Source organism: Xanthomonas sp. NCPPB 3761, from assembly GCF_041475705.2.
GTDB classification, from domain to species: Bacteria; Pseudomonadota; Gammaproteobacteria; order Xanthomonadales; family Xanthomonadaceae; genus Xanthomonas; species Xanthomonas phaseoli.
Map to the genome: position 1 here is coordinate 4190868 of NZ_CM191262.1, position 23301 is coordinate 4214168.

Here is a 23301-nt window from a genome sequence, read left to right on the forward strand (position 1 = left end):
GATACGCGCGGCGACATGGTGTGACCTGTGCTTGCACAAATGAGGTCATGCAGCGGTGCGGCAACCAGCGCCGTCGCCGAGGGCGTGTCCTAGATTTTGTGTAACCGGGCCACAGGCAGGAGACTGCCACCTAACCCGGAGACACCATGAGCCCACGCACACATGAGGTACCCGACGAGCTGCTTAGCAGCCTGTTGGTCAACTACACCAAACCCGAGGATCTGATCGGCGAGAACGGCCTGCTCAAGCAGCTGACCAAGCGGTTGGTGGAGCGGGCGCTGGACGCGGAGATGACCGAACACCTCGGTCATGACAAGCATGAGCCGGTCGCCAACGCGGCCGGCAACACGCGCAACGGACGCAGCCGCAAGACGCTCAAGGGCGAGTTCGGCGAGCTGCCGATCGAGATTCCGCGTGATCGCCACGGCAGCTTCGCGCCACAGCTGATCCCCAAGCACCAGACCCGCTGGGCCGGCTTCGATGACAAGATCTTGTCGTTGTACGCGCGCGGCATGACCGTGCGCGAGATCCAGTCGCACCTGGAGGAGATGTACGGCACCGAGGTGTCGCCGAGTCTGATTTCCTCAGTCACCGATGCGGTCGTCGAGGAGGTCAAGGCGTGGCAGGCGCGGCCACTGGATCCGGTCTATCCGATCGTCTATCTGGACTGCATCCACGTCAAAGTGCGCGAGGGCGCGGTGCGGGTCAAGGCGGTGTACCTGGCCATCGGCATCACCATGGGCGGCGAGAAGGAAGTGCTGGGCCTATGGCTGGCGCAGGCCGAGGGTGCCAAGTTTTGGCTGCAAGTCGTGACGGAGCTACGCAACCGCGGGGTGCAGGACATCTTCATTGCCTGCGTCGATGGCCTGAAGGGGTTTCCCGAGGCGATCGAGGCGGTGTTCCCGCAGACCACCGTGCAGCTGTGCATCGTGCACATGGTGCGGCACAGCCTGAACTACGTCTCGTGGAAACGCCGCGCCGAGGTTGCCGCCGATCTCAAGCGCATTTACGCCTGCGCCACCGTCGAGGAGGCCGAGCAGGCACTGACCGAGTTCGAGGCCAAGTGGGACGCCCAGTACCCGCCCATCAGCCAGTCATGGCGGCGCAATTGGTCACGACTGATCCCGTTCTTCGACTACCCACCGGAGATCCGCAAGGTGATCTATACGACCAACGCCATCGAGTCGGTCAACATGAGCCTGCGCAAGCTGACCAAGAACCGCGGCGCGTTCCCCAGCGACGAAGCCTTGATGAAACTGTTCTACCTGGCTCTGCGCAACATCACCAAGAAATGGACGCTGCCGATCCGCGACTGGAAGGCTGCGCTGAACCGCTTTACGATCCAGTTCGAGGGGCGACTTCCTCAGCGGTAACCCAAACCACGGTTACACAAAATTCTGCACACGCTCGTCGCCGAGCTCTGCACCCGAGAACCTGCGCAGTTGCGCCTGCACAGCAGCTATGCGCATACGCGCTGTTGGTTCACATCCGCGCGCGTCCAGGGTGTATGGTGCATGGGCGGCCGGAATCCGGTGTCGCCCTCATTTCATCTGGCCCTTTCCATCGACAATCTCTGCGAACGCTGCGACGCCGTCTGCTGCCGGCTCACCGTCATGGTCGATCCATCCGACCGTATCCCACACCATCTCACCAGCGTGACGCCGCAAGGCTGGCATGTGATGGCGCGCGACGAGGAAGGCTGGTGCGTGGCCATCGATGCTGCGCGCATGTGTTGCTCGATCTACGAAACGCGGCCGGCGATCTGCCGACGTTTTGTCATGTCCGGCCCATACTGCCGCGACGTGCGTGCCACCTATGAAGATCAACGCCGCCGCGGCATTCCCTTGACGCTGTACAACGCATGAGGATGTACGATGCATGATTCCCGCCGTCAGTCGATGACCGTCAGTCACCAGCCGGGCAAGTCGCGGTTGTCCGAACAGCGGTTGGCCGCCGATCTGCAGGCGTTTCAGCAATCTGGCGGCACAATCGAGCGCCTGGGCGATACACCGCTACGTCGCGAAAAAAAGCGCGGCACCCCGGAGGCTGCGCCAGCCGCTGCAGTCGTAGCGGCCGTCACAGCCGAGGCCAAGTAAAACAGCAATGTAAAACAGCCATGGCAGCAGGCCGTTTGCGCCTGCCGTGTCAAAGGCAGCCTCTGCCGCATGCAACGTACCGATTGCAGCGCGACGCCTGCAGTGCGATCACGGGGCGCGCATCGCACCGTGCAGCGTCGCTTCGCCAAGTCCAGTGACGGTCATGCAGACGCGCTCACGATTGGCTGGCTGTCCCGCGGTTGCCATGCATCCACGTCCAAGCGGCGTGCGGGGTATGGCGTTGCCAGACTCCTCGCGAGCGGCTGCGGGCATCGGGCAGCGGTCACCGACGCCGTGCACTTAAGACGGCAATCGACTGCAACAACACGCTCATGGCGGCTGCGATTCTGGGGAGCACTGCAGGAGCTGCTTGAGCAGCTACCTCACGCACGGCTCAGTGCGCAACACATCAGGCACCTCGCGCCGGCGTCAGCGCCCGCACGGGACCGTGGCCGCTACAGCAGCTGCGCGCGCTTGGTCGCGCCAAGCCCTTGTGCCAGTGAGGCCATTTCGTTGGCCAAAGCGACCATGTTGCCGCCGGCCTGCGCTGCGATGCCCATGATGCGCTGGTAGGCGTCCCAGAAGTCGGGTCCATTGCCATAGGCATCGTGGAACCCTTGCAGCTCCAAGACCAGCAGATCGGACACTTGCATGTCGGAGCGGTCCATTGTGTTACCTCGATGGGGGATTCCCCGGCCCGCAGCTTATACCTATTCACCTTACAAAACCGAGTCAGCCGGACGACTGGAACCCTGGACCTGAACTGGTTACAAAGCCTGACCGGAGCCCGCGTGCGAGGCTTATGGTTGGGGCTGCTTGCCACCTACTAATGTACCGGTGGCGCGCAACGCCGCATGTCAGGCCGTCTGCTGTGCGCGGGCCTGCCGCCCATCTCAGGCCGGCTGAATGCCAGCACGCATGGCCCAGGCGGCCGGCTCGCAGCGCGCGCGTTGCCCGCCGACCTGGGTACGTTCCCGTGTAAAATGCCCGGTTTTTGACCGGAAGAATGGCGAAAGTTTCTCCACGGGCGCCCTTGTCGGGCCCGGCGTTCATTCGCCTGCTTGCTCGCCTCAGTGACGCGCACATCGCCCAGTCCAACCACGCGCTGGCCGACCGGCTGAGCCAGTGGATCGATTGGACGCGCGCGGTTGCCGTGTCCAAAGCGCTGGACGGCAAGCTGCCCGACACCGACGACCTGCCCGAACCGCGCCCGCTCGATGCGGAGGCTTGCGCACGCGTGCGTACCGGTCTTGCCGCCAGCAGCGTGACCGAGTTGGACGCGCTGGTTGTGCGCGTGCGTGCCGAGACGCGCAACGCCGCGCTCGCAGACGCACCCGCCGCCGCGCCGGATTTCGCACCATTTCGGCAGCACTATCTGGCCATGCAACGCGCCATGCGCACTGCCACCGGCGATCTGCGCGGGCGCCTGCGCGACCTGCTCGCATTGGTCTCCACCGACATGGCGCGGTTGGCCGAAGTGGATGCGGTGATGGAACTTACCCTGAGCCCGCGCGAGCAGAGCCTGTTGAACACCGTGCCGAGCCTGCTCGGCGCACATTTCGAACGCCTGCGCGATGCCGCACAGGCGCAGCACCGGCCGAGCGATGACGATGCCGCGCCACGCGCGGTGCCCGATGGCTGGCTGGATGTCTTCCGCAAAGACATGCAGAGCGTGTTGCTCGCCGAACTGGATGTTCGTTTTCACCCGATCGAAGGCCTGCTTGCAGCACTTCGTACCCGCTAACTGGGACGTCATGTTCAGAACTCTCGTACACGTGTGTGTGTTTCTCGTCGGCCTGCTGGCGGTTTGCTGGATCGGCATCGGTTATCTCGGCTCCAACCCGCTCGGCGCCTGTGTCGCAGCGGTGATCGGCGCCTGTTACGTGGCCGGCGCGCTGGAGCTGTATCGCTACCGCCAGGCCACGGCGACGCTGGTAGCGGCCGTCGATGGGCTGGCCACGGCGCCTTCTGCCCTGAGCGATTGGCTACAAACAGTTCACCCTGGCCTGCGCAATGCGGTGCGCCTGCGCATCAAGGGCGAGCGCGTGGCGTTGCCGGCACCGGTGCTGACGCCGTATCTGGTCGGCTTGCTGGTGTTGCTCGGCATGCTCGGCACCCTGCTGGGCATGATGGCCACGCTCAAGGGCACCGGTTTTGCGTTGCAGAGCGCCACCGATTTGCAGGCCATTCGCGGCTCGCTCGCCGCACCGGTGGAAGGCCTGGCGTTCGCGTTCGGCACCTCCATCGCCGGTGTGGCGACATCGGCCATGCTGGGGTTGTTGTCGGCGCTGTGCCGGCGCGAGCGCCTGCAGACGGTGCAACGGCTGGACCTGAAGATCGCTGCCGAACTGCACACGCATTCGGATGCGCACCAACGCGGCGAAGCATTCAAGCTGCAGCAGCAGCAAAGCGCCTTGATGCCGGCCTTGATCGACCGGTTGCAGACGCTGATGCACAGCATCGAACAGCACAGCCTGGCTGCCGAGCAGCGCCTGACCGCCCAGCAAGCCGATTTCCACGCCAAAAGCGAAGCGGCGTATGCGCGGCTGGCCACGGCAATGGAACACGCGCTGCAAGCCGGTGTCGCCGAAAGCGCACGGGCGGTCGGTGCGGCATTGCAGCCGGCGATGGAAGCCACCATGGCCAGCATCGCGCGCGATACGGCCGCATTGCAGGCACACGTCACGCAAGCCGTGCAGCAACAGCTGGACGGCATTACCCACGGCTTCCAGACCAGTGCCAGCACCACGGCGCAGCACTGGAGCACGGCATTGGCGGCGCAAGAACGCGCGCAGCAGACCCATACCGCGCAGTTGCAGGCCACACTGGAACAGATTGCCGCGCATGGCGTGGCCGTGCAGGACAGCGTGAGCAGCGCCGTGCAGCAGCAGTTGCAAGGCGTCACTGCAGCCATCGAGCAGAATGCGCGCACGGCGACCGAGCACTGGCAGGTGGCGTTGGCCGCGCAGGAACGCACGCAGGCCACGTTGACCGAGCAGCTGCAGGGCACGCTGGAACAGATCGACCAGCGCAGCGCTGCCGTGCAGGACAGCGTCACCCAGGCCGTGCAGCAGCAGTTGAGCGCACTCGACGAGGGCTTTGCCAGCAGCACCGCGGCCACCGCCGCCACCTGGGCCGCCGTGCTTGCCGAACAGCAACGTGCCACCGAAACGCACAGTGCACAGTTGCACGCCACCCTCGAGCAACTGGCGCAGCAGACCAGCGCCCTGCACGAAGGCGTGCAGCAGGCCGTGCAGCAGCAACTCGACGGGCTCAGCAACGGATTTGTCGACAGCACCGCCACTGCCGCAGCGACATGGACTGCCGCGGTAGCCGAGCAACAACGTGCTAATGCTGCGCTCACCCAGGAACTGCAAGGCACGCTCGCGCACTTTGCCAGCACCTTCGAGACACGCTCTGCCGCGTTGGTGGATGCGATCTCGCAACGCATGCAGCAATCCAGCGCCGACGCGGCCAATGCGTGGAGCGATGCACTGGCCCAGCAGCACCACGCCAGCGCCACGTTGTCCAGCCAGCACCACAGCGCACTGGCCGCGGCCACCGCCAGTTTCGACGCGCATGCGGCGGCCCTGGTCGGGACATTGCAGCAATCGCACACCGATCTGCAGGCGGCACTGGAAGCGCGCGACACCCAGCGCCTGGCGCTGTGGAGCGAGCACTTCGGCGCGATGAGCACGGCCCTGGCCGTGCAATGGGAACAGACCGGCGAACGCGTCGCCCAGCAGCAGCAGGCCATCTGCGACACCCTGGCCAGCACCGCCAGCGCGCTGTCCACGCAGGCGCAGGCACAGGCCAGCGCGACGATCAGCGAAGTGTCGCGCTTGATGCAGATCGCCTCCGAAGCGCCCAAGGCCGCGGCCGATGTCGTGGCCGAGCTGCGCCAATCGCTGTCCGAGAGCATGGTGCGCGACACCGCCATGCTGGAAGAACGCAGCAAGCTGCTCGCGACCCTGGATACCTTGCTCAACGCAGTCAACCACGCCTCCACCGAACAACGCGAAGCGGTGGATGCCCTGGTGACCACCTCGGCCGACCTGCTGCAGCGCGTGGGCAACCAGCTCACCGAACAGATCGGCAGCGAAACCGGCAAGCTCGGCGCAGTGGCCGCCCATGTCAGCGGCAGCGCGGTGGAGGTGGCCAGCCTGGGCGAAGCGTTCGGCATGGCGGTGCAGTTGTTCAGCGGTGCCACCGGCGAGCTCAACGAGCGCCTGCAGCACGTTGCCACGGCACTCGATGCATCGCTGGTACGCAGCGACGACCAACTTGCCTACTACGTCGCACAGGCGCGCGAAGTGGTCGACCTCAGCATGCTCTCGCAGAAGCAGATCATCGAAGAACTGCGCCAGCTCGATCGCGGGCGCAGCGAACCCGGCCAAGCAGAGACGGCATGAGCGACGAGATCGAAAGCGACGGCGAGCTGGGCACGCCCATCTGGGCGGCATTCGGCGATCTGATGTCGGTGTTGCTGGGCGCGTTCGTGCTGATCCTGGTCGGCGTGATCGGCGTGCAGTTGCAACTGTCCAGCCGCCTGGACGCGGAAGTCAAACAACGTCAGGCCGAAGCGCGACGTCGGCAGACGCTGGAACAGGCACTGGCCGCACCGTTGGCTGCCGGCCGCGTGACCCTGGTCGATGGCCGCATCGGCATTCGCGGCAATGTGCTGTTTGCGTTCAATTCCGACGAACTGCAGCCAGAAGGACGCGAGGTCTTGAAGTCGCTGGCCACGCCATTGACGCAATACCTGCGCGCGCGCGACGAGATCCTGATGGTCAGCGGATTTACCGACGATCGCCCGGTGCTGGGCGGCAATCGCCGCTACGCCGACAACTGGGAACTTTCCGCGCAACGCGCACTCACGGTGACCCGTGCCTTGATCGCCGAAGGCGTGCCGGCATCCTCGGTGTTCGCAGCCGCATTCGGCTCCCAGCAACCGGTGGATTCCAACGCCGATGAAGCCCGCCGCGCGAAGAACCGCCGCGTGGAGATCGCGCCGATCGCGCGCCCGTCCTCGCGTGCAGGCGCATCGGCGCAGCCCGCAGCGACCACCGCACCGCGATGAGCAAGCCGGCACTGCCCGCACGCGCGCAACTGCAGCGCTGGCGCAGCGAGGGCGCCGATCGGCTGGATCCGGTGCGCTTCCATCTGATGGAAGCATTGGCAGTGCGCGCCGATGCGCAGGCCGATGCGGTGCGTGAGGTGCTGGAACACAAGCTTGGCGCGATGGTCGATGGGTATGCGGCAGCGCTGCAGCAGACAACGCGTCGCCATGCCCGGAACCGTACAGCGCCTGCCCCGACGTCGGGCTCGCCGCAGCCCAGCGCCTTGGGTGCGCTCACCGCGCAGATGGCCGGGCATGCGGCGCTGATGGAAGTGGACAGCCGCAAGACTGCCGGCGCAGATGCCATGCGGTTTCCGGAGCTACCGGCGCTGGACGACTTTCGTCGCACCTGGACTACCGTGCGCACCGCCAGCCAGGTACGGCAGTCGCTGCAGGATGCGCCCAAGGATGCCGGCCCGCTCAATTCCAGCGTACTGGTGCATCGCTGCATCACGCTGATGCGCGAGCGCTCGCCGGGCTATCTGCAGCACTTCCTCGGTTATGTGGATGCGTTGTCATGGCTGGAGCAGCTGCACACCGGCGGCGCATTGGCCAACGAAGAAACTGCACCGCTGGCGCCAGGCAAGAAACGCAGCAAGCGTCCGTCGAAGCGAGGCAGTTAGGGCCGCGATCGGTTCCCGATGCATGCCGGGCAACCTGACGCAGGCCTGCATCTTCGAGCGAGGTCCGGTCGGGCACCCGCGCACTGATCGGCAGATCACGCAGCGGCGCATCGGTCCCGGTGGCACCGGTAATGCCCAGAGCGCGGTACCGCGTGTATCGGCTGCGCACCTGCACCGCATCCAGGTCGCGCGCCTGCGACTGCGCAGCCTGCGCGCAGGCCCAGGCCAGCGGGCCGAGCACGGACAGCGCGTGCAGCATGCGGCGGCGCGCGGACACGGGCAGAACGCCAGAAGCGCCCCGGCACAGCACGTCCGGGGCGCAAGTAAACGACGCAGGCAAAAGATGAAACGCCGAGACCGCTAGGAAGCAGGGCCGTCCGTTGCTTCGAAACGCGGCGCCCGCTCGAAATCCTCGCGCGTGAACGGGCGGTCGCCGAACAGATAGCCGTAGTAGAACGTGCGCAGCGCACGGTGATAGGCCCGAATGCGATCCTGATACGCCAGCTGTGCCCGCAGATCGGTGCCGGCCAGGCGCGTCAGCGCCGCCTGCAGCGCAACCGGTGGCAGCACGCTGGCCACGCGTTGCGCCAACGCCTCGCGCCGCTGCAGCCCCTGCCGATACGCTGCCACCTGCGGCGCCACCTGCTGGTCGCCATTTTCATGAAATGCGAAGTGCCACTTGTAGTGGAACGCGGTCGTCAGCGGCGCCGAGTCGGCCCATTGCCGATTGCGCGCGTAGAACGCCTGCATGGTGTCCTGGCGCGGAATGTCCCAGGCATGGTTGACCGCCTCGCGCTGCAACCGCGCAATCTCGGTACCCTGGTCGACCGGCACCGCCTGATTGATTGCCACGTGGGCTAGCGCCGGCGCCACCAACGCCAGCACGACCCAGCAGGTGGCCAACGCCGTGGCATGCGCGGCAGGCCGCCACTGGATGCGCCCGACCAGCACCGACAGCAGCACCCAGAACAACAGGTACGCACTGCCCAGTGCCAGCACCGCCAATTGCTGCAACCACGGCACCGCATTGAACGTGGCGAACATGACGAACGGCACGCTCAGGCACGCAAGCACCGCCGCTGCGCGCACCGCCACGCGCCGTACCAGCAGCGCAGCGCCCGCACCGGGCAGTGCAGCAAGCATGCGTGCACGCCCGGCTTCGCGCTCGCCCGAACGCAGATCGAACAACAGCGCGATCACGAACAGCGGCAGCAGGAAAACCAGCACGAACGCGTAGTCGAAGCGGCCAGCCAGCGCGAGCTCGGGGTTGTAGCTGTCGCCGTCATGGATCTGCGCTTCCAGCCCCAGCGCGCGCACGCGCAGGATATACGGCGAGACATCGCGCATGCCGACCGCCGCAAACGCCAGCGGCGATGGCGGGTCCCAGGTGGGGTGGAAGCTGTAATAGGCCGCGCTGCCGGCGTCGTTGGAACGCGCCACATAGTCTTCTACCGCCGCGCTGTCTTCGCGCTGCAGCGCTGCAATCCTGGCGATGTTGTCGCGCTGCGTCGCGATCACGTGTTGCCCGGACAGCAGGCTGCACACGGTGAGCACCGCAAGCAACAGCAACCCGGCGAGCGCCGCACGTGCACGCAGCAACAACAGCAGTTCGTATTTCCACAACATCATCAGCGCGCCACTACCACCCCTCGCCCGGCCGCCACCAGCATGCACAGCGCGGCGAGCAGCCAGGCTCCGATAAGGCCAAACGCCGCACCTGCCGTGCCGATCACCTCGGTCGCCGATGCCGGCTGGAACGCGAACACCGGAATCTCATGCCAGTGCTCGGACGAAATCCGCTTGCGGCGATCGGCGCCTGCGTCCTGGGCGGTGTCGTCGGCCATGCTGACCGCGTCGGCCTGCAGCTGGTTGAGCTGCTGCACCAGCGTGTAGCGGTAGTGCTCAGCCTGGGCCAGGAACCGCAGATGCGCGCGCAGGTCGGTTTCTGCCAACGTCATCGACACTTCGCGCAGCGCCACCGTCGGGCTCAGCAACGCGAATGCACGCACCAGCAGGTTCTGTTGCTGCTGGATGGATGCGTCGCGGCCTGCATAGCGCTCGAACAGGCTTGCGGTCAGCCGTTCGCCTTCCAGTGCCAGCAAGCCCTTGTAGTTCACCGGCAGGTCTTCCACGCGCTGCACGCCGTAACGGGCCAGCGTCTGCTGCTTGAATTGCGCAAAGTGCGGGTCGTCCGGATTGTGGCTGTCGCCGAGCGCGCGCAGGTCGCGCTGGATCGCCACATCGGTTTCCAATCGGGTCGGCAGCCGGTACGCGGCACTGGCCGCGTCCGGCGCCACGCGCGGCACCAGCAAGGCCAGCCACACCCACACCGCCAACGACACCAGCAGCGCGTCGCGGCCGCGCCGGCACAGCATCGACACCGCCAGCACCAACGCACACCACACCAGCAGATACGCGCCATAGGCCAGCACCAGCAGCGCAACCAGCGGCGCTTGCCCTGGCAACAACGCAATCGGTGCCAGGCCGATCAGCGCCGGCAGCAGACAGGCGCCGGCCACCGCCGCCAGCGCCAGATATTTTCCGCCGAGCAACTGCCGGCGCGTGGCGCCCTGTAGCAACAGCGCGCGCAAGGTGCCGGTTTCCTGCTCGCGCGCCACTGCGCCGTAGCCCAAAAAGACCAACATCAGCGGCGCCAGCACCTGCAACACGAAGGCGGGCGTGAGCTGACCGAAACGCACCAGCAACGAACTCTGGCGCACATCGCCGAAATTGGCGGTGTTCTGGCGGTGCCCTTCCAGAAACATGCTATTGCCGGTGAACGCATCCACGCCGGAATCGAATGCAGCCAGTGCCGGCAATGGGCGATAGATAAAATGGCCGTAGTGCACCACGCGGTGTGGATGCCGGTCCGGCTGCGCTTCGAACGCCTGCTGCGCCGCCTGTTGCTGCCGCGCGCGGAAATCGGCCACCTCGCGCTGGTGGTGCGCAGCGGTCAACGCCGCGACCAGGGTGAGCAACATCAGCAACACCACGCCGATGGCCGCGGACCGGTTGCGCGCCATATAGCGCAGTTCTTCGCGCGCGACCAGCAACACCGGGCTCATGCGTGCAGCCTCACGCGGCGCGATCCTGCGGGCGCACGAAACGTGCATGCAGGGTGCGCACATCGAAGCCGCTGTCGCCGGCGCCGATCTCTTCGGCAATCCGGCCGTTTTCCAGAAACCCGATGCGGTCGGCCACCTCCACCGCACCGAGCAGATCGTGGGTGACCATCAGCACCGCGGCGCCGCGTTCGCGCACGCTGCCGACCAGGCGATTGAAGTCGGCGATGGCGCGCGGATCCAACCCGGAGGTGGGCTCGTCTAGCAGCAGCACCGGCACCTCGCGCAACGTGGCCACGGCAATGGCCACCTTCTGCCGCATGCCTTTGGAGAATCCTGCCAGCCGTTGCGCCCAGGCATCGCGCTGCAGGCCGGCGGACGCAAATGCCTCGCCAATGGCGGCCTGGCTGCGGCGCTGGCCGGCCAGGGCAAGCAGATAGTCGGCATTTTCCAACGCGCTCAGGTGCTCGTAGAGCGCCACGTTTTCCGGCAGATAGGCCAAGCGCGCACGTGCCTTGGCGGGGTCGGCGACCGGGTCCACGGCGTCCACCCGCACGCTGCCGCAGACGGGTTTGACGAAGCCCAGCAACGTGGACAGCGTGGACGACTTGCCGGCGCCGTTGCCGCCGAGCAAGGCGTAGACGGTGCCGGGCGCGACGCCGAGATTCAGCCCCTGCAGCACCGCGCGGCCACGGTAGGCCACGTGCAGGTCGGAGATTGAAATCGCGTGGGTCATTGAAGAAGTGAAGGGCGTGAACGCAGACGCGTCAGGAAATGATACGTTATCACATTGCCTAAACCGCCACGGTGCGCTCGCCGCCGCGCGCAAGGCTTAGGCATTACCGCCTTGGCGCCGCGCCGCACGTTGCACCTACGGCCAGCGCCTTGCGGCGCGAACATCTAGTGCCCGCGCCGACACGGCCGACCGGCACACGCAGACACCGTCACCACCACGCGAGACCCTCACACCCACATGACTTTCGAAACGCGCAGCTGTCCTCCGCCCGACGCATTCCATGTCTCCGACCGCCACGCTCCCGCTGACGCCAAGGCGTGCAACAGCGCGCGCAGTAGCCGACGCCTTGCCAAGGGGATGGCCATTGCATTGTTCGCTGCCGCACAACTCAACGCGCAGACCATCGATACCAGCGCCCCGTTGCCGCCGGTCCGCGCGTGGCACGGTGCCAGCGAAGCATTGATCGCGGCACCGGACGATCCGTGGATAACGCCGACCGAGCACAGCGACTTCGTCAGCACGCCCAGCTATGCGCAAACGCGCGCGTGGCTGCAACGGCTGGTTGCCGCCTCGCCGCTGCTGTCGCTGGAGGTATTCGGCAAGACCGGCGAAGGGCGCGAGCTGCTGCTGGTGCGCGCACGCAAGGGCAAGCCCGGCAAACCGGTCGTGCTGGCACAGGCCGGCATCCACGGCGGCGAGATCGATGGCAAGGACGCCGGCCTGATGCTGCTGCGCGACATTGCACAACGCGGCAAGGACGCTCTGCTGGACGAGGTGGATTTCGTGTTCGTGCCCATCCTCAACAGCGATGGGCACGAACAACGCGGCCCGCTCATCGGCGCCGCATTGCGCGGCCCGCAGCAGATGGGCTGGAATACCACCACGCGCGGCATCAACCTCAATCGCGACTATCTCAACCTGGAAGCGCCGGAGACGCGCGCGATCGTCACGCTGCTGCACACGCTCGACCCCGCGTTGTATATCGACCTGCATGTCAGTGGCGGGCTCGATCATCAATACGACATCACCTTCACCTTCGCCGGCTGGGGCACCTACGCGCGCTCGCGCGCCACGGCCAGCTGGCTGCAGCAGCGCTTCACGCCAGCCGTCGACGCCGCGCTGCGCCGCCAGGGTCATCAACCTGCGATCTATCCCAGCCTGATCGACGAAGACGCGCCGCGCTCGGGCTTGCGCTATTCGCCCGAAGGCCCGCGCTATTCCACCGGCTATGGCGACTTCGCCGGCATCCCCACCGTGCTGGTGGAAAACCACCGCTTGAAGTCGTACCGGCAACGGGTGCTCGGCGACTACGTGCTGCTGGAAGAAGCCCTGCGCCTGGTCGGCCGCGATGCACACGCCATCGATGCGGCCAAGCGTGCCGATCGCGCGGCCCGCCCGCAGGAATTGATGGTGGCGTGGGAACGCCTGCCGCAGCCGATCGACCATATTCCGTTCAAGGGCGTGACTTACACCCGCGCCCTGTCGCCGGTGTCCGGCCGGCCGGAATTGCGCTGGGAAGGCCGCGACGAAACCTGGACCATGCCGGTCATCGGCTACCGGCAGACGCAGGCCGTGCAGTACCCGGTGGCCTGGTGGATTCCGCCCGGCAACGACGATGTGCTCGCGTTGCTCGATGCGCATGGCATCGGCTACGACCGTCTGCAGCAGCCGGCCCGGCGCGCGGTGCAGCAGATCCGCATCACCAAGACCGGCAGCGATCATGTCCCGCACACCCACGACGTGGAAGAAACCTTTCCCGCCGGCAGCCCCGATAGCGGGCTGTATGGCACCGAGCTGGTCGAATTCAGCGAACGCGTGTTGCGTAGCGATGCTGCGCTACGCAGCGCGTTCGAACAAAAACTGGCCAGCGATGCGGCATTCCGCGCCGATGGCGATGCGCGCCTGCAGTGGATTTATGCACGCTCGCCCTATGCAACGATCAGCGGCTGGCGGTATCCGGTGCGGCGCGAAGTGAGGCAATAGCGCTGCGCATCCCTGTGGCGCTCACCGCGGTGCGGGCGCCATCAATGGCGCATGCTCGGCCATCAGCGCGATCACCCAATCGATGAACACGCGCAGCTTGGCGCTGACATGGCGGTTGGGTGGGAACGCGATCGACAGCGGCATCGCTTCCAGCTGCCAGTCCTGGAAGATCGGCACCAGCTCGCCGCTGGCGACATGCGCATTGGCCATGTACACCGGCAGCCACAGCACACCCATGCCGGCCAGGCCGGCGGCCAGATAGGCATTGCCATCGTCGGCGGCCACCACGTGACGGCCGTGCACGCGCACCGCTTCGTCGCCGCGCTGCATCACATACGGCACGGTGGTGCTGCTGCCCCAGCGCATGAAGCCGACGCAGCGATGCCGGGTGTTTTCCAGCTCGGTCGGATGCGTCGGGGCGCCCAGCCGCTGCAGGTAATCGGGCGCTGCATACACGCCGGCCTGCAGATCGCCCACGCGACGCGCGATCAGCGACTGGTCGGTGATGGTGCCGCCGCGTATCACGCAATCGACGTTTTCGCCGATCAGATCCACGCGGCGGTCGCTCACACCCATGTCCAGCTGGATCTGAGGATAACGCGCATGGAATGCCGGCAGCGCCGGCATCAGGATCAGCCGCGCCAACGGGCTGGGCACGTCCGCGCGCAGACGCCCGCGTGGCAAGGTGGCTGCAACGGACAGGCTGGTTTCGGCATCGTCCATGTCTGCCAGCAGGCGCAGCACGCGCTCGTAATAGGCCGCGCCATCGGCGGTGACCTGCACCCGGCGCGTGGTGCGATTGAGCAGCTTCACCCGCAACCGCGCTTCAAGTTGCTGCACCAGCTGAGTCACGCTGGCGCGGCTCATGTGCAGGTGTTCGGCCGCCTTGGTGAAACTGCCGGTCTCGACCACCCGCGCAAACGCCTGCATTGCATCGAATCGATCCACCACTGCTCCTGCGGCCAAGATTGTTTGGATTCTACAAACAGTGTTGGTCGATGCTGCCGATTTATCGCCGCCGCGCACGCGCCTAACGTGGGCCTCCGTTCGATGCACTTCGTTGGAGAATCCCATGGCCACACGCGACGTCGTTTTCCCGCAGGGGCGCCACGCCCTGAACGAGCGCCACCATTACTCGCCAGCGGTACGCGCCGATGGCCTGCTGTTCGTCGCCGGCCAGGTCGGCAGCCGCGAAGACGGCTCGCCCGAGCCCGAGCTGGACGCGGAAATTGCCCGCGCCTTCGTCAACCTGGATGCCGTCCTTGCCGCGGCCGGCTGCACCTCGCAGGATGTCGTCGACGTCACCTTGTTCATGGTCAACCCCGAGGTGGTGTTCGAGGCAATGTGGGACAAGTGGGTCAGCTACTGGGGCCCGGCCCCCTATCCCACCGTCACCGCGGTCGGCGTGACCTGGCTGGCCGGCTTCCAGTTCGAGATCAAGGTGGTGGTCAAGCTGCCGGCCAAGGCTGCATGACACCCCCCATTGCATGCGCGGCAGCCATTGCGCGCCATCGCGGCCTGCAGCAGATCTGCGCCTGAGCAAAGCAACTGGCGCGCGCGGACTCGCGCCTGGCAGTCGATCGGCCACGCCTGGCTTGCCAGCGCGTGGCGTTGCCCGTGTCCACGCCGCGCAAGGTGCCCACCGCACCTTGCCACAGCTCTAAACATCATCGAAGAAGAGTGCCGAGGCCATCAGCCTCATCGACGGCATCGCCTCCGGACCGAATGCCGGGCGCCCTGCTGCATGCCGAAACAAGATCTGGGCAACCACACGCGCCTTGGGTCCAAGTCACCAAGAAGCAACATTTGTATGCGATAGCTGTAGCGCTCGCCATGCCGCGAGCCCTCTGTTGCCCTGGCGCGTTGTCCAACGTCGATGTGCTGATGCATCGCGGCGGCGGCTTCGTGCGTCCGATGATTTCAAGGAGATTGACTTCCATGCGTTTCAGGACCTTCTTCGTCGTTCTGCTTCTCACCACCTTCAGTGCCGCCGCACAGGCGCAGGTGGTGACCCTCAACAAGGGCGGCTATACGCTGACGTACGACTGCACCAACCGCACCGCGCTGCGTTACGAATACGTGCTGCAGGCCGACACCGGCTCGGCTGCACGCCCGTCCAGCTTCAACCTGGATACCGAATTGCCCAGCGGCTGTGCCGGCCAGACCTCCACGGCCTCGTACGCCAGCGTGCGTTCCGGCTATGACCGCGGCCATCTGGTGACGTCCAACCACATGGACTACAACGCGACCTACATCCGCCGTGCCAACCTCATGAGCAACATCGTGCCGCAGGTGGCCAGCTTCAATCAGGGCGTCTGGGTACAGGCCGAAAACGTGGCCGAGTGCTATCGCGACATCGCCAGCGTGCAGGTTTACGGCGGAGTGATCTACAGCGACACCAGCAACGATTACTTCCTCAGCAGCCACGGCATCCGCACACCGGATTTCTTCTGGAAGACCATCATCACCGCCAACCCGAGCGGCGGCTCGCGCGCGATCAGCTGGCTGATTCCCAATAGCGCCAACCTGGGTTCGCTGGACAGCTACATCGTCAGCATCGACGAACTCGAAGATCTCTACGGCGCCAGCACCATCGGCATCAGCGCACCGGCGGCTGTCAAAGCCATGCTGCCGTCCACCACCTGGCCGCAGCCGAGCAATTGCGATCTGGGCTGATCGAACGCAATACGCCAGACAGGTACACGCAGGTCCCGCGTTCTCCGGGCCTGCATTTATGCAACGCCTGTACGTGGCAGCGCCGCGTGCAAGCCGGCAAACCACGCGGCGTACGGGGTGTTCTTGACCAGGTGCCGATTGAAATCCTTGGCACCATCGGTCCACCACACCGTGCCGCGTTCACCCAAGGCGACCTTGGCTGCGTCGACCGCACGGCGCGCGGCCAGCAGGCGCCGTGCATCGTCGTCGCGCTTGGCGGCCTTGACCGCGCGTCGCGCATCCATGAGTGCACTCACCAACGCGGCGCGCACCGGTTCGCTCAGGTGCGGGTTGCTGGTGCGCCACAGGCGCTCTCGCACGATGAGGTAACGGCCGTCGGGTGTCGTGAGGGGCGTGGTCGCGGCCGTCATCGCACGCTCAAGGCCAGGCGCAAGGTTGCCGCATCCCGGCTGCACGCGCGGCGCTCACTCCACGCGCTCGAAGCGAGCGCGGGCAACACCGTCCACTTCGACCTGCTCGACGAACATCGCATACGGGCGCACCCACAATCCGATATCGCTTTCCAGTGGCCGATACAGCACCAGCGGCTCCAGGGTTTCGCTGCTGCGCACCACACCGAGTACTTCATAGCGGCCGCCCTTGAAGTGGCGGTACTGGCCCAGTGCAATGGAAGGTAACGGCGGCAGGGTGTCCATGGCGGTATCGACGCGATCGAAAGGCCCCGCAGTTTAGGACCGCGGGCAATGGGTGGCGAGCAGCCTTGCGTTGACGCTGGGCGCCGGCGGTCGATCACCGGTGCCCACCCGCATTGCAGAGTCGGCGGCCGGCCTGCTGTGGCCGTACGCCTGCATTGAAGAGGCGGACTGGCAGCCGCTCCAGCGGCCGCCATGTCACCTCGTGCTGTCGCCGGCGTGGGAGGCCTGTCCTGCGCCATCAGGGCTCGCCGCAATCGCGTGCCTACCGCAGAACCAAGCTCAGGCGTCCTCGTCCAATTCGTCCTCGATGCTGTCGTCGTCGTCGATTTCGCTGTCCTGCGCAGGCCCGTCCTGCAGCAGGTCTTCGTTCCTGCCCGGTGCCTTGACGCCGTTGGGTGGCGTCGGGTCGTCGATACCCCGGTTGGCGTTCTGGTTGTTGCTCATGGTCAGCTCCCGCGGCAGAAGACCGCCTGCCCACCCTCCTCCCGGCTGTGTGATGCGCACGTGTGCCGCATGCAAAAAACGCGGCGGCCATCGCAGTATCTGAACCATTCGGGCTTGGGGCCGGATGACGCCGCGCCGGCCTGCATCTGCCGATCGCCTCTCCCCGTAGACAGCAGGACGCCTACCGAGGAAACACCATGCCGAGCTTGATCTGCGATCTGGAAGACCTGCTCGCCTGCTGGAAGGCCGAGGCACGCACCTTCGACGCCTGCGACATGCCGGCCTCCGCGCTGGCCTTCCGCGATTGCCATCGTCGCCTGTCCGCCTTGCTGGACGCGCATGCACGCCAGTCGGCTTCGCCGACGGCTGCGCTGGCCGGGTGCGAGCAGCCCAGCTCAGTGACCGAGCTGCAGCCGCGCGCCATCGCGCCGATGGGTTCCTAGGGTCTCGATCAGCGTGTCGCTGGCCTGATTCAATCCAGCCACCTCGACCTCGGCGCCGTGTGCGCGCAGTTTGAGCACCACCCGATCCAGCGCCGCCACCGCACTGATGTCCCAGAAGTGCGCATGGCTCAGATCGATCAGCACCTTCGGCGGCGTGCCGAGGAAATCGAAGCTGGCGACGAATTGCCCGGCCGATGCGAAAAACACCTGGCCGCGCACCGCATACACGCGCACCCCATCGTCACCATCGCTGGCCTGCACATGCAGCATGCGCCCGACCTTGCGCGCGAAGAACAGTGCCGACAGCAGGACGCCGACCAACACGCCGCGCGCCAGATCGTGCGTCCAGACCGTGACCACGACGGTGCCAAGCATCACTACCGACGAACTTGCCGGGTGCCTGCGCAGATCGCGTAGCGACCCCCAGTTGAAGGTGCCGATGCTGACCATGATCATCACCGCCACCAATGCCGCCATCGGAATCTGACTCACCCAGGCCGCGCCATACACCACCATCAGCAGCAGGACCACGCCAGCCACCAGGCACGACAAGCGCCCGCGTCCGCCCGAGCGCACATTGATGACCGACTGCCCGATCATCGCGCAGCCCGCCATGCCGCCGAAGCATCCTGCCACCATGTTCGCCAGGCCTTGACCTGCGCATTCGCGGTTGCGCTGCGACGGGGTATCGGTCAGGTCTTCGACTATCTGCGCCGTCATCAACGACTCCAGCAAGCCGACCATCGCCAGCGTCGTCGATACCGGCAGCAGGATGCGCGCGCTGTCCCACGTCAGTGGCACATCCGGCAGCAAAAACACCGGCAGGCTGTCGGGCAGGTGGCCCATGTCGCCCACGTGTCGGAGATCGAGATGCCAATACGCGCATGCCGCCGTCAGCACCACAATCGCGACCAGCGGCGAAGGAATGGCCGTGGTGATCCGCGGGAGCAGATAGATGATGGCCAATGCCGCTGCGCACACCCCGTACACCGGCCATGGCATGCCGACCAGCTCCGGCAGCTGTGCCAGGAAGATCAGGATCGCCAATGCGTTGACGAAGCCGGTGATCACCGAGCGCGAGACAAAACGCATCAACGCGCCCAGACGCAATGCGGCTGCAATCAGCTGCAGCACGCCCGCCAGCACGGTCGCCGCCAGCAGGTACTGCAGCCCATGGTCCTTGACCAGATCCACCATCAACAACGCCATGGCACCGGTGGCGGCAGAAATCATGCCTGGCCGGCCACCGGCGATCGACGTCACCACTGCAAGACAGAATGCCGCGCAGAGCCCAACCTTGGGATCGACGCCGGCTATGATCGAAAACGCGATGGCTTCGGGAATCAGCGCAAGCGCGACCACGATGCCGGCGAGCACATCGCCACGCACGTTGCCGAGCCATTGCTGGCGCAACGGGAAATTTCTGGACATTGAACGACTCCGTACGCCGGCAACCACACGGCGCATTACATGCACGTCAAACACCTGGACCTTCGCAGCAACTGCGAGCGCGTGATGCCTTAGGTCAGGGTGGTGTCATGTGTCCAAGGAGATCGTTGGTGACGAGTGGCGATACTAACGCGCTCACGCCGATGCAAACAACCCGTGGGCGCGCTTGTGCATCGGCATCGAACATCAGACGAAGGTCAACGACGCGCACGCGTGAGCGCAGCCGTTGTTGGCAGCCAACGAATCAGTCGTCGCTGACCACACGCTCGCCCATCAGTTCGCGTTCGCGCTTTTCCAGTTCTTCGGCGTAACGCTTGCGCACGAATCCCTCCGACAGCACGCCCAGCACCTTGCGATCGCTGTCGATCACGGCCAACTCATCGGCCTGCGTGGTATCGAAGACCTTCATGGTCGCCACGATGTCGGTGTTGGCCAGCAGCGCCGCATCGCGGTGCTTGGCATAGTCGCCGACCGGCGCGTCCAGCTGCACGTTGTCGGCGTACAGCACGGCCAATGGCACCACGCCGGCGTAGTGTCCGTCTGCATCTTCCAGCACCACGCGTTGCGTGGAGCCCAACGGGAACCGCCGCCGGAATTCGGCCACGCTGATGTCGTGCGCGGTGTGGTTGGCGTCCTTGCGCATCATCTTGCCGGCCGACAGGTTACGTACCCAGCCCACATCGCGCGCACTGCGGATGTTTTCGCCGCGCAGATGCAGCCGCCAGGTGGAGAACGAATACCCGAACACCTGCCGCACTACGGTATTGGCCACCAGCACCGCCACCATCACCGCACTGGCCAGTACGAAATCGTGCGTGCCTTCCAGGATCAACATGGCCATGGTCATCGGCGCGCCGACAATGGCCGCCGCCAGTGCGGCCATGCCCACCAGCGATGCACTGGTGGTGTCCACCACCGCAGCGCCCAGCAACACGTTCAGGCTCACCGCGAACAGGCTGCCCACCAGCGAGCCCATGAACAACGAGGCGAAGAACAGACCGCCGCGGAAACCGAAACCCAGCGAAATTCCCGACGCAACGCACTTGAGCACCAACAGGATGGCGAGCACCTGCAAGGTGCTGCTGCTGGTCAGGTCCAGATGCAATGCGCCATGCCCCGAGGACAACACCTGCGGCGAATACATCGCCAGCGGAATCAGCAACAACCCACCGATGACCGGGCGCCCCCACACCGGCAGATTGATGCGGCCCACGCCGCGTTCGATTCCGGCAACCAAGCGCATCACCGCAATGCCGATCAGCGCGCACGCCAGGCCCAGTGCGATGTAGACCGCATAGTCGCGCGGCTGCAATTGGTAGGCCGCAGCAGCGGGCAACGAATACGGCGCCGCACCCAGGGCATTGGCCATGAACGCGCCAGCCAATGCGGCGGCGGCCACCGGTGCCAATGCCGATGGCGTGTAGGCACCAATGACGATCTCGAACGCATAGAACGCACCGGCCAGCGGCGCACCAAAGGCGCCGGCAATCGCACCAGCCGCACCGGCGCCCACCAGCGTGCGCATGTCCGCACGCCGCACTCGCAACACGCGTCCCAGCTGCGAGCCGGCGCCCGACCCCATCTGCGTATACGTCGCCTCCAGCCCCACCGACGCACCGAAGCCGTTGGACAACAAGGTCTGCACCGCAACGATCAGGTTGTCGCGCATGGACATGCGCCCGCCATGCAAGGCATTGGCTTCCACCGCATCCACGAGCGGCCGTTTGCGCCGCCGCGCCATCAGCGTCACCAGGCCAACCAGCAAGCCGCCAAGCGGCAAGACCAGCAACTGCGTGGCTGTCATCGAGGTGGCCGTGCTGAGCCGCTGCTCGGGCGCGAGCGCGTAGAGCCAGCTCTGCAGGCGATGCGCAATGCCGGCCTGCAGCACCATCAAACCAGCGGCGATCAGCCCCACCAGCGCAGCCAGGGCAATGAACCAGAGATCGTTGGCGCGCAGCTGCCTGCGCAAGCCGTCCAGTGGCCGGCGGAGTTGCGCCGCCATGGCGTGCACTGCTGGCAAGGTGTGGGAAAGTGGCTGCATGGGACCAGTGATTGCAGGATCGGCGCGCCGACAGAGCCGGCATCCGCTGTAGGGCCTAGTGTGCATGAGTGCCGCTGACCTGAGGCAATCTGGCACGGTGGTGAAGCAAGCGCCGCGCCGCTGGCGTGATTGCAGGGCCACCCATTCAGGCGCCAGAATCAGGGCCGGCACGCGGCACACCATGCGCGTGCGATCGCTGGGCCACTCGAACAGGGATGCACGATGCTCTACCTGCTGCTGGGCTTGATCGCGACCGAAGGCATCTTGCTGATCACCTGGAACCGCCACTATTTCAACTGGGGTCTGCCGGTATTTTCACGGCGTAGTGCGGTCACCGGCGATGCGTTGGCCTGCTTTTCGCTGGCGCTGGTGGAAAATGCGGTCGAGCCATCGCGCTGGCCGGACTTGCGGTTCCATCGCCTGTCCGAAGACGTGTATGCGTTTCGCGAAACCTTCCTGTTCGTCGGCGGTGTCTATCCGTTGATCATGCGCGGGCGCATCGTTGTCGACCGTCGACAACGCGCGATCATCGTGACCGGGTTCTGCAACTGGACCGTGCTGATGATGGTGGTGGGTTTTCTGGTTCCGGCAGCCGTCATCAGGCCAGGGGCCACGCTGATGTTCGCGGGGCTTCTCATGCTGTCCTATCTGCTGCAACGCAGCCGTTTCATCGGTGTCGAAACAGCGGTGCACTTGCTCCTGCAGACCAACACCACCGCGTTGATCCCGCGCGGGCCTGATGCATCCAGGCGCGCATCTACCGACTGACGGTTGCTGCGAGCGCTGCGTTGCTGGGCGTCAATCCACCACGCACAGCGGTGTTTCTCCGGGCCGTAAGGTCAGCACGCGCACGCCGGTCCGCGTCACCGCCACGGTATGTTCGAACTGCGCCGACAACTTGCCATCGCGCGTATGCACCGGCCACTGATCCGGTTGCGAACGGATCGCCGCACGGCCCTGGTTGATCATCGGCTCGATGGTGAACACCATGCCTTCCTGCAGCTCCAAGCCGGTGCCTGCGTGGCCGTAATGCAGAATCTGCGGATCTTCATGCATCTCACGGCCGATGCCGTGCCCGCAGTACTCCTTGACCACGCTGTAGCCGTGCGCACGCGCGTGCCGCGCAATGGCATGGCCGATATCGCCTAGGCGCGCGCCCGGGCGCACCGCCGCAATCCCTTTCCACATCGCCTGATACGTGGCCTGTACCAGCCGACGCGCCGGATAGGCGACCTCGCCCACCAGATACGTGGTACTGGAGTCAGCGATATAGCCGTTCTTTTCCAGCGTAATGTCCAGGTTGACGATCTGCCCGCTGCGCAACACGTCATCGGCCGATGGCACGCCATGGCAGACCACATCGTCGATGGAGGCATTGAGTACGAATTCGAAACCGTATTGCCCCTTGCTCGCAGGCCGTGCGTCGAGCTCATCGACAATCATGCGCTCGACAAACGCATTGAGTTCCAGCGTGCTGCGACCTTCCAGCGGCAAGCGATCCAGCGCATCGAATACCTGCGCCAGTAGCTGGCCAGACACCGCCATCAGCGCAATCTCGTCGGGCGACTTGATCACGCCCGGCCCGGTTTCAAGGCTTGCGGCCGTACGCCCGCCGCGCGCAATTGGTCGGCCACGATCTGCTGAAATGGCGTGTCCGGATGCATTTCGCACAGCATGCCGACCTTGATCCAGAAATTGGCCTGCGCATTGATCGAGCGGCTACTCACCGTGCACGCACGGCGGAGTTGGTCGTGCAGGTCGTCGTCGATATTGACGATGCCCATGATGGCTCCTGTTCGGCGTCGATATACGAATCGTATATGAAACGTATATTTGCACGCAATCGCTTCGGGCAGGGCTGCCGTCGAGGGCAATGCCTGTCCGGCGTGTGCTGCGAGCCCCGGGCGGATGCGATGACCCAACGCCTGGAAGCA

24 protein-coding genes and 1 pseudogene are annotated in these 23301 nt (G+C 65.6%); 12 read left to right on the plus strand and 13 right to left on the minus strand.

Annotated elements, in window-relative coordinates:
- Positions 1–146: 146 nt before the first annotated feature.
- The 3 genes from ACCQ00_RS18240 to ACCQ00_RS18250 all read left to right on the plus strand — a co-directional run bounded on the left by ACCQ00_RS18240 (position 147) and on the right by ACCQ00_RS18250 (position 2096).
- Entirely contained in the window at positions 147–1373 is a 1227-nt protein-coding gene (locus ACCQ00_RS18240) for an IS256-like element ISXax1 family transposase (protein ID WP_011345585.1), read from the plus strand.
- 69 nt (positions 1374–1442) lie between these two features.
- Entirely contained in the window at positions 1443–1865 is a 423-nt protein-coding gene (locus ACCQ00_RS18245; protein WP_099770644.1) for a YkgJ family cysteine cluster protein, read from the plus strand.
- A 9-nt stretch (positions 1866–1874) separates the two neighbouring features.
- A complete protein-coding gene (locus ACCQ00_RS18250; RefSeq protein ID WP_033473661.1) occupies positions 1875–2096 on the plus strand; it encodes a hypothetical protein in 222 nt (73 codons plus the stop codon).
- Between the two features lie 455 nt (positions 2097–2551).
- Here ACCQ00_RS18250 and ACCQ00_RS18255 read toward each other — a convergent pair whose 3' ends face one another.
- Entirely contained in the window at positions 2552–2764 is a 213-nt protein-coding gene (locus tag ACCQ00_RS18255) for a hypothetical protein (RefSeq protein WP_008577678.1), read from the minus strand.
- A gap of 326 nt (positions 2765–3090) precedes the next feature.
- Here ACCQ00_RS18255 and ACCQ00_RS18260 point away from each other — a divergent pair, with 326 nt between their 5' ends.
- The 4 genes from ACCQ00_RS18260 to ACCQ00_RS18275 are packed head-to-tail and all read left to right on the plus strand — an operon-like array spanning position 3091 to position 7838.
- Entirely contained in the window at positions 3091–3840 is a 750-nt protein-coding gene (locus ACCQ00_RS18260; protein ID WP_017157398.1) for a DUF3348 domain-containing protein, read from the plus strand.
- A gap of 10 nt (positions 3841–3850) precedes the next feature.
- Complete coding sequence (locus ACCQ00_RS18265) at positions 3851–6508, plus strand: DUF802 domain-containing protein (protein WP_039568572.1); 2658 nt, start codon at positions 3851–3853, stop codon at positions 6506–6508.
- Entirely contained in the window at positions 6505–7176 is a 672-nt protein-coding gene (locus ACCQ00_RS18270; RefSeq protein ID WP_017157396.1) for an OmpA family protein, read from the plus strand. The genes ACCQ00_RS18265 and ACCQ00_RS18270 overlap by 4 nt, the downstream gene beginning before the upstream one ends.
- On the plus strand, positions 7173–7838 hold the full coding sequence (locus ACCQ00_RS18275; protein WP_039568578.1) for a DUF2894 domain-containing protein: 666 nt from the start codon (positions 7173–7175) through the stop codon (positions 7836–7838). The genes ACCQ00_RS18270 and ACCQ00_RS18275 overlap by 4 nt, the downstream gene beginning before the upstream one ends.
- Here ACCQ00_RS18275 and ACCQ00_RS18280 read toward each other — a convergent pair.
- From ACCQ00_RS18280 to ACCQ00_RS18295, 4 genes and pseudogenes are all read right to left on the minus strand, one after another.
- Positions 7834–8121 (minus strand): annotated as a pseudogene (locus ACCQ00_RS18280) (TonB-dependent siderophore receptor); the annotation flags it as partial. The gene ACCQ00_RS18275 and the pseudogene ACCQ00_RS18280 overlap by 5 nt on opposite strands.
- Positions 8122–8198: 77 nt before the next feature.
- On the minus strand, positions 8199–9467 hold the full coding sequence (locus ACCQ00_RS18285) for a DUF3526 domain-containing protein (RefSeq protein WP_372354002.1): 1269 nt from the start codon (positions 9465–9467) through the stop codon (positions 8199–8201).
- Positions 9467–10903, minus strand: a complete 1437-nt coding sequence (locus ACCQ00_RS18290) for an ABC transporter permease (protein ID WP_039568585.1) — start codon at positions 10901–10903, stop codon at positions 9467–9469. The genes ACCQ00_RS18285 and ACCQ00_RS18290 overlap by 1 nt, the downstream gene beginning before the upstream one ends.
- 10 nt (positions 10904–10913) lie before the next feature.
- Positions 10914–11636, minus strand: coding sequence for an ABC transporter ATP-binding protein (locus tag ACCQ00_RS18295; RefSeq protein ID WP_039568588.1), 723 nt, complete (start codon positions 11634–11636; stop codon positions 10914–10916).
- A gap of 237 nt (positions 11637–11873) precedes the next feature.
- Here ACCQ00_RS18295 and ACCQ00_RS18300 point away from each other — a divergent pair, with 237 nt between their 5' ends.
- On the plus strand, positions 11874–13619 hold the full coding sequence (locus ACCQ00_RS18300; RefSeq protein WP_039568590.1) for a M14 family metallopeptidase: 1746 nt from the start codon (positions 11874–11876) through the stop codon (positions 13617–13619).
- 21 nt (positions 13620–13640) lie between these two features.
- Here ACCQ00_RS18300 and ACCQ00_RS18305 read toward each other — a convergent pair whose 3' ends face one another.
- Positions 13641–14585 carry a LysR family transcriptional regulator gene (locus ACCQ00_RS18305; RefSeq protein ID WP_039583713.1) on the minus strand — a complete coding sequence of 315 codons (945 nt, stop codon included), beginning with the start codon at positions 14583–14585 and terminating at the stop codon, positions 13641–13643.
- A 106-nt stretch (positions 14586–14691) separates the two neighbouring features.
- Here ACCQ00_RS18305 and ACCQ00_RS18310 point away from each other — a divergent pair, with 106 nt between their 5' ends.
- Both ACCQ00_RS18310 and ACCQ00_RS18315 read left to right on the plus strand, forming a co-directional pair.
- Positions 14692–15093, plus strand: coding sequence for a Rid family hydrolase (locus ACCQ00_RS18310; protein ID WP_039568595.1), 402 nt, complete (start codon positions 14692–14694; stop codon positions 15091–15093).
- Positions 15094–15557: 464 nt separating this feature from the next.
- Positions 15558–16295 carry a DNA/RNA non-specific endonuclease gene (locus tag ACCQ00_RS18315; RefSeq protein WP_039568598.1) on the plus strand — a complete coding sequence of 246 codons (738 nt, stop codon included), beginning with the start codon at positions 15558–15560 and terminating at the stop codon, positions 16293–16295.
- Between the two features lie 56 nt (positions 16296–16351).
- On the opposite strand, the gene ACCQ00_RS18320 is transcribed toward ACCQ00_RS18315, so the two are convergent.
- The 3 genes from ACCQ00_RS18320 to ACCQ00_RS18330 all read right to left on the minus strand — a co-directional run bounded on the left by ACCQ00_RS18320 (position 16352) and on the right by ACCQ00_RS18330 (position 17434).
- On the minus strand, positions 16352–16705 hold the full coding sequence (locus ACCQ00_RS18320; protein ID WP_039568602.1) for a hypothetical protein: 354 nt from the start codon (positions 16703–16705) through the stop codon (positions 16352–16354).
- A gap of 54 nt (positions 16706–16759) precedes the next feature.
- Positions 16760–16990 (minus strand): DUF1653 domain-containing protein, encoded by a 231-nt coding sequence (locus ACCQ00_RS18325; RefSeq protein WP_017157382.1) that lies wholly within the window; start codon positions 16988–16990, stop codon positions 16760–16762.
- Positions 16991–17269: 279 nt separating this feature from the next.
- The gene (locus tag ACCQ00_RS18330; RefSeq protein ID WP_039568608.1) at positions 17270–17434 is read right to left on the minus strand and encodes a hypothetical protein; all 165 of its coding nucleotides are present in this window, start codon (positions 17432–17434) and stop codon (positions 17270–17272) included.
- Positions 17435–17631: 197 nt separating this feature from the next.
- Here ACCQ00_RS18330 and ACCQ00_RS18335 point away from each other — a divergent pair, with 197 nt between their 5' ends.
- Positions 17632–17877 carry a hypothetical protein gene (locus tag ACCQ00_RS18335; RefSeq protein ID WP_039568611.1) on the plus strand — a complete coding sequence of 82 codons (246 nt, stop codon included), beginning with the start codon at positions 17632–17634 and terminating at the stop codon, positions 17875–17877.
- On the opposite strand, the gene ACCQ00_RS18340 is transcribed toward ACCQ00_RS18335, so the two are convergent.
- Positions 17830–19308 carry a SulP family inorganic anion transporter gene (locus ACCQ00_RS18340; protein ID WP_039568614.1) on the minus strand — a complete coding sequence of 493 codons (1479 nt, stop codon included), beginning with the start codon at positions 19306–19308 and terminating at the stop codon, positions 17830–17832. The two genes, ACCQ00_RS18335 and ACCQ00_RS18340, sit on opposite strands and share 48 nt — an antisense overlap.
- Before the next feature lie 262 nt (positions 19309–19570).
- The gene (locus ACCQ00_RS18345; RefSeq protein ID WP_039568617.1) at positions 19571–21328 is read right to left on the minus strand and encodes a chloride channel protein; all 1758 of its coding nucleotides are present in this window, start codon (positions 21326–21328) and stop codon (positions 19571–19573) included.
- A 261-nt stretch (positions 21329–21589) separates the two neighbouring features.
- Between ACCQ00_RS18345 and ACCQ00_RS18350 the strand changes: the two genes are divergently transcribed.
- Positions 21590–22135: a hypothetical protein gene (locus ACCQ00_RS18350; RefSeq protein WP_039568619.1), complete on the plus strand. Its 546-nt coding sequence runs from the start codon at positions 21590–21592 to the stop codon at positions 22133–22135.
- Between the two features lie 30 nt (positions 22136–22165).
- On the opposite strand, the gene map is transcribed toward ACCQ00_RS18350, so the two are convergent.
- Together map and ACCQ00_RS18360 are read right to left on the minus strand one after the other, a co-directional pair.
- Positions 22166–22942, minus strand: coding sequence for a type I methionyl aminopeptidase (gene map / locus ACCQ00_RS18355; RefSeq protein ID WP_017157376.1), 777 nt, complete (start codon positions 22940–22942; stop codon positions 22166–22168).
- A complete protein-coding gene (locus ACCQ00_RS18360) occupies positions 22939–23151 on the minus strand; it encodes a ParD-like family protein (RefSeq protein WP_039568623.1) in 213 nt (70 codons plus the stop codon). The genes map and ACCQ00_RS18360 overlap by 4 nt, the downstream gene beginning before the upstream one ends.
- Positions 23152–23301 lie beyond the last annotated feature (150 nt).

Excerpts from the sequence above, each read along its gene's own strand:
- ACCQ00_RS18240 (WP_011345585.1), top strand. The coding sequence starts at position 147 with ATGAGCCCACGCACACATGAGGTACCCGACGAGCTGCTTAGCAGCCTG.
- ACCQ00_RS18250 (WP_033473661.1), top strand. The coding sequence starts at position 1,875 with ATGCATGATTCCCGCCGTCAGTCGATGACCGTCAGTCACCAGCCGGGC.
- ACCQ00_RS18255 (WP_008577678.1), bottom strand. The coding sequence starts at position 2,764 with ATGGACCGCTCCGACATGCAAGTGTCCGATCTGCTGGTCTTGGAGCTG.
- ACCQ00_RS18265 (WP_039568572.1), top strand. The coding sequence starts at position 3,851 with ATGTTCAGAACTCTCGTACACGTGTGTGTGTTTCTCGTCGGCCTGCTG.
- ACCQ00_RS18270 (WP_017157396.1), top strand. The coding sequence starts at position 6,505 with ATGAGCGACGAGATCGAAAGCGACGGCGAGCTGGGCACGCCCATCTGG.
- ACCQ00_RS18275 (WP_039568578.1), top strand. The coding sequence starts at position 7,173 with ATGAGCAAGCCGGCACTGCCCGCACGCGCGCAACTGCAGCGCTGGCGC.
- ACCQ00_RS18285 (WP_372354002.1), bottom strand. The coding sequence starts at position 9,467 with ATGATGTTGTGGAAATACGAACTGCTGTTGTTGCTGCGTGCACGTGCG.
- ACCQ00_RS18290 (WP_039568585.1), bottom strand. The coding sequence starts at position 10,903 with ATGAGCCCGGTGTTGCTGGTCGCGCGCGAAGAACTGCGCTATATGGCG.
- ACCQ00_RS18295 (WP_039568588.1), bottom strand. The coding sequence starts at position 11,636 with ATGACCCACGCGATTTCAATCTCCGACCTGCACGTGGCCTACCGTGGC.
- ACCQ00_RS18300 (WP_039568590.1), top strand. The coding sequence starts at position 11,874 with ATGACTTTCGAAACGCGCAGCTGTCCTCCGCCCGACGCATTCCATGTC.
- ACCQ00_RS18310 (WP_039568595.1), top strand. The coding sequence starts at position 14,692 with ATGGCCACACGCGACGTCGTTTTCCCGCAGGGGCGCCACGCCCTGAAC.
- ACCQ00_RS18315 (WP_039568598.1), top strand. The coding sequence starts at position 15,558 with ATGCGTTTCAGGACCTTCTTCGTCGTTCTGCTTCTCACCACCTTCAGT.
- ACCQ00_RS18320 (WP_039568602.1), bottom strand. The coding sequence starts at position 16,705 with ATGACGGCCGCGACCACGCCCCTCACGACACCCGACGGCCGTTACCTC.
- ACCQ00_RS18325 (WP_017157382.1), bottom strand. The coding sequence starts at position 16,990 with ATGGACACCCTGCCGCCGTTACCTTCCATTGCACTGGGCCAGTACCGC.
- ACCQ00_RS18330 (WP_039568608.1), bottom strand. The coding sequence starts at position 17,434 with ATGAGCAACAACCAGAACGCCAACCGGGGTATCGACGACCCGACGCCA.
- ACCQ00_RS18335 (WP_039568611.1), top strand. The coding sequence starts at position 17,632 with ATGCCGAGCTTGATCTGCGATCTGGAAGACCTGCTCGCCTGCTGGAAG.
- ACCQ00_RS18340 (WP_039568614.1), bottom strand. The coding sequence starts at position 19,308 with ATGTCCAGAAATTTCCCGTTGCGCCAGCAATGGCTCGGCAACGTGCGT.
- ACCQ00_RS18345 (WP_039568617.1), bottom strand. The coding sequence starts at position 21,328 with ATGGCGGCGCAACTCCGCCGGCCACTGGACGGCTTGCGCAGGCAGCTG.
- ACCQ00_RS18350 (WP_039568619.1), top strand. The coding sequence starts at position 21,590 with ATGCTCTACCTGCTGCTGGGCTTGATCGCGACCGAAGGCATCTTGCTG.
- ACCQ00_RS18360 (WP_039568623.1), bottom strand. The coding sequence starts at position 23,151 with ATGGGCATCGTCAATATCGACGACGACCTGCACGACCAACTCCGCCGT.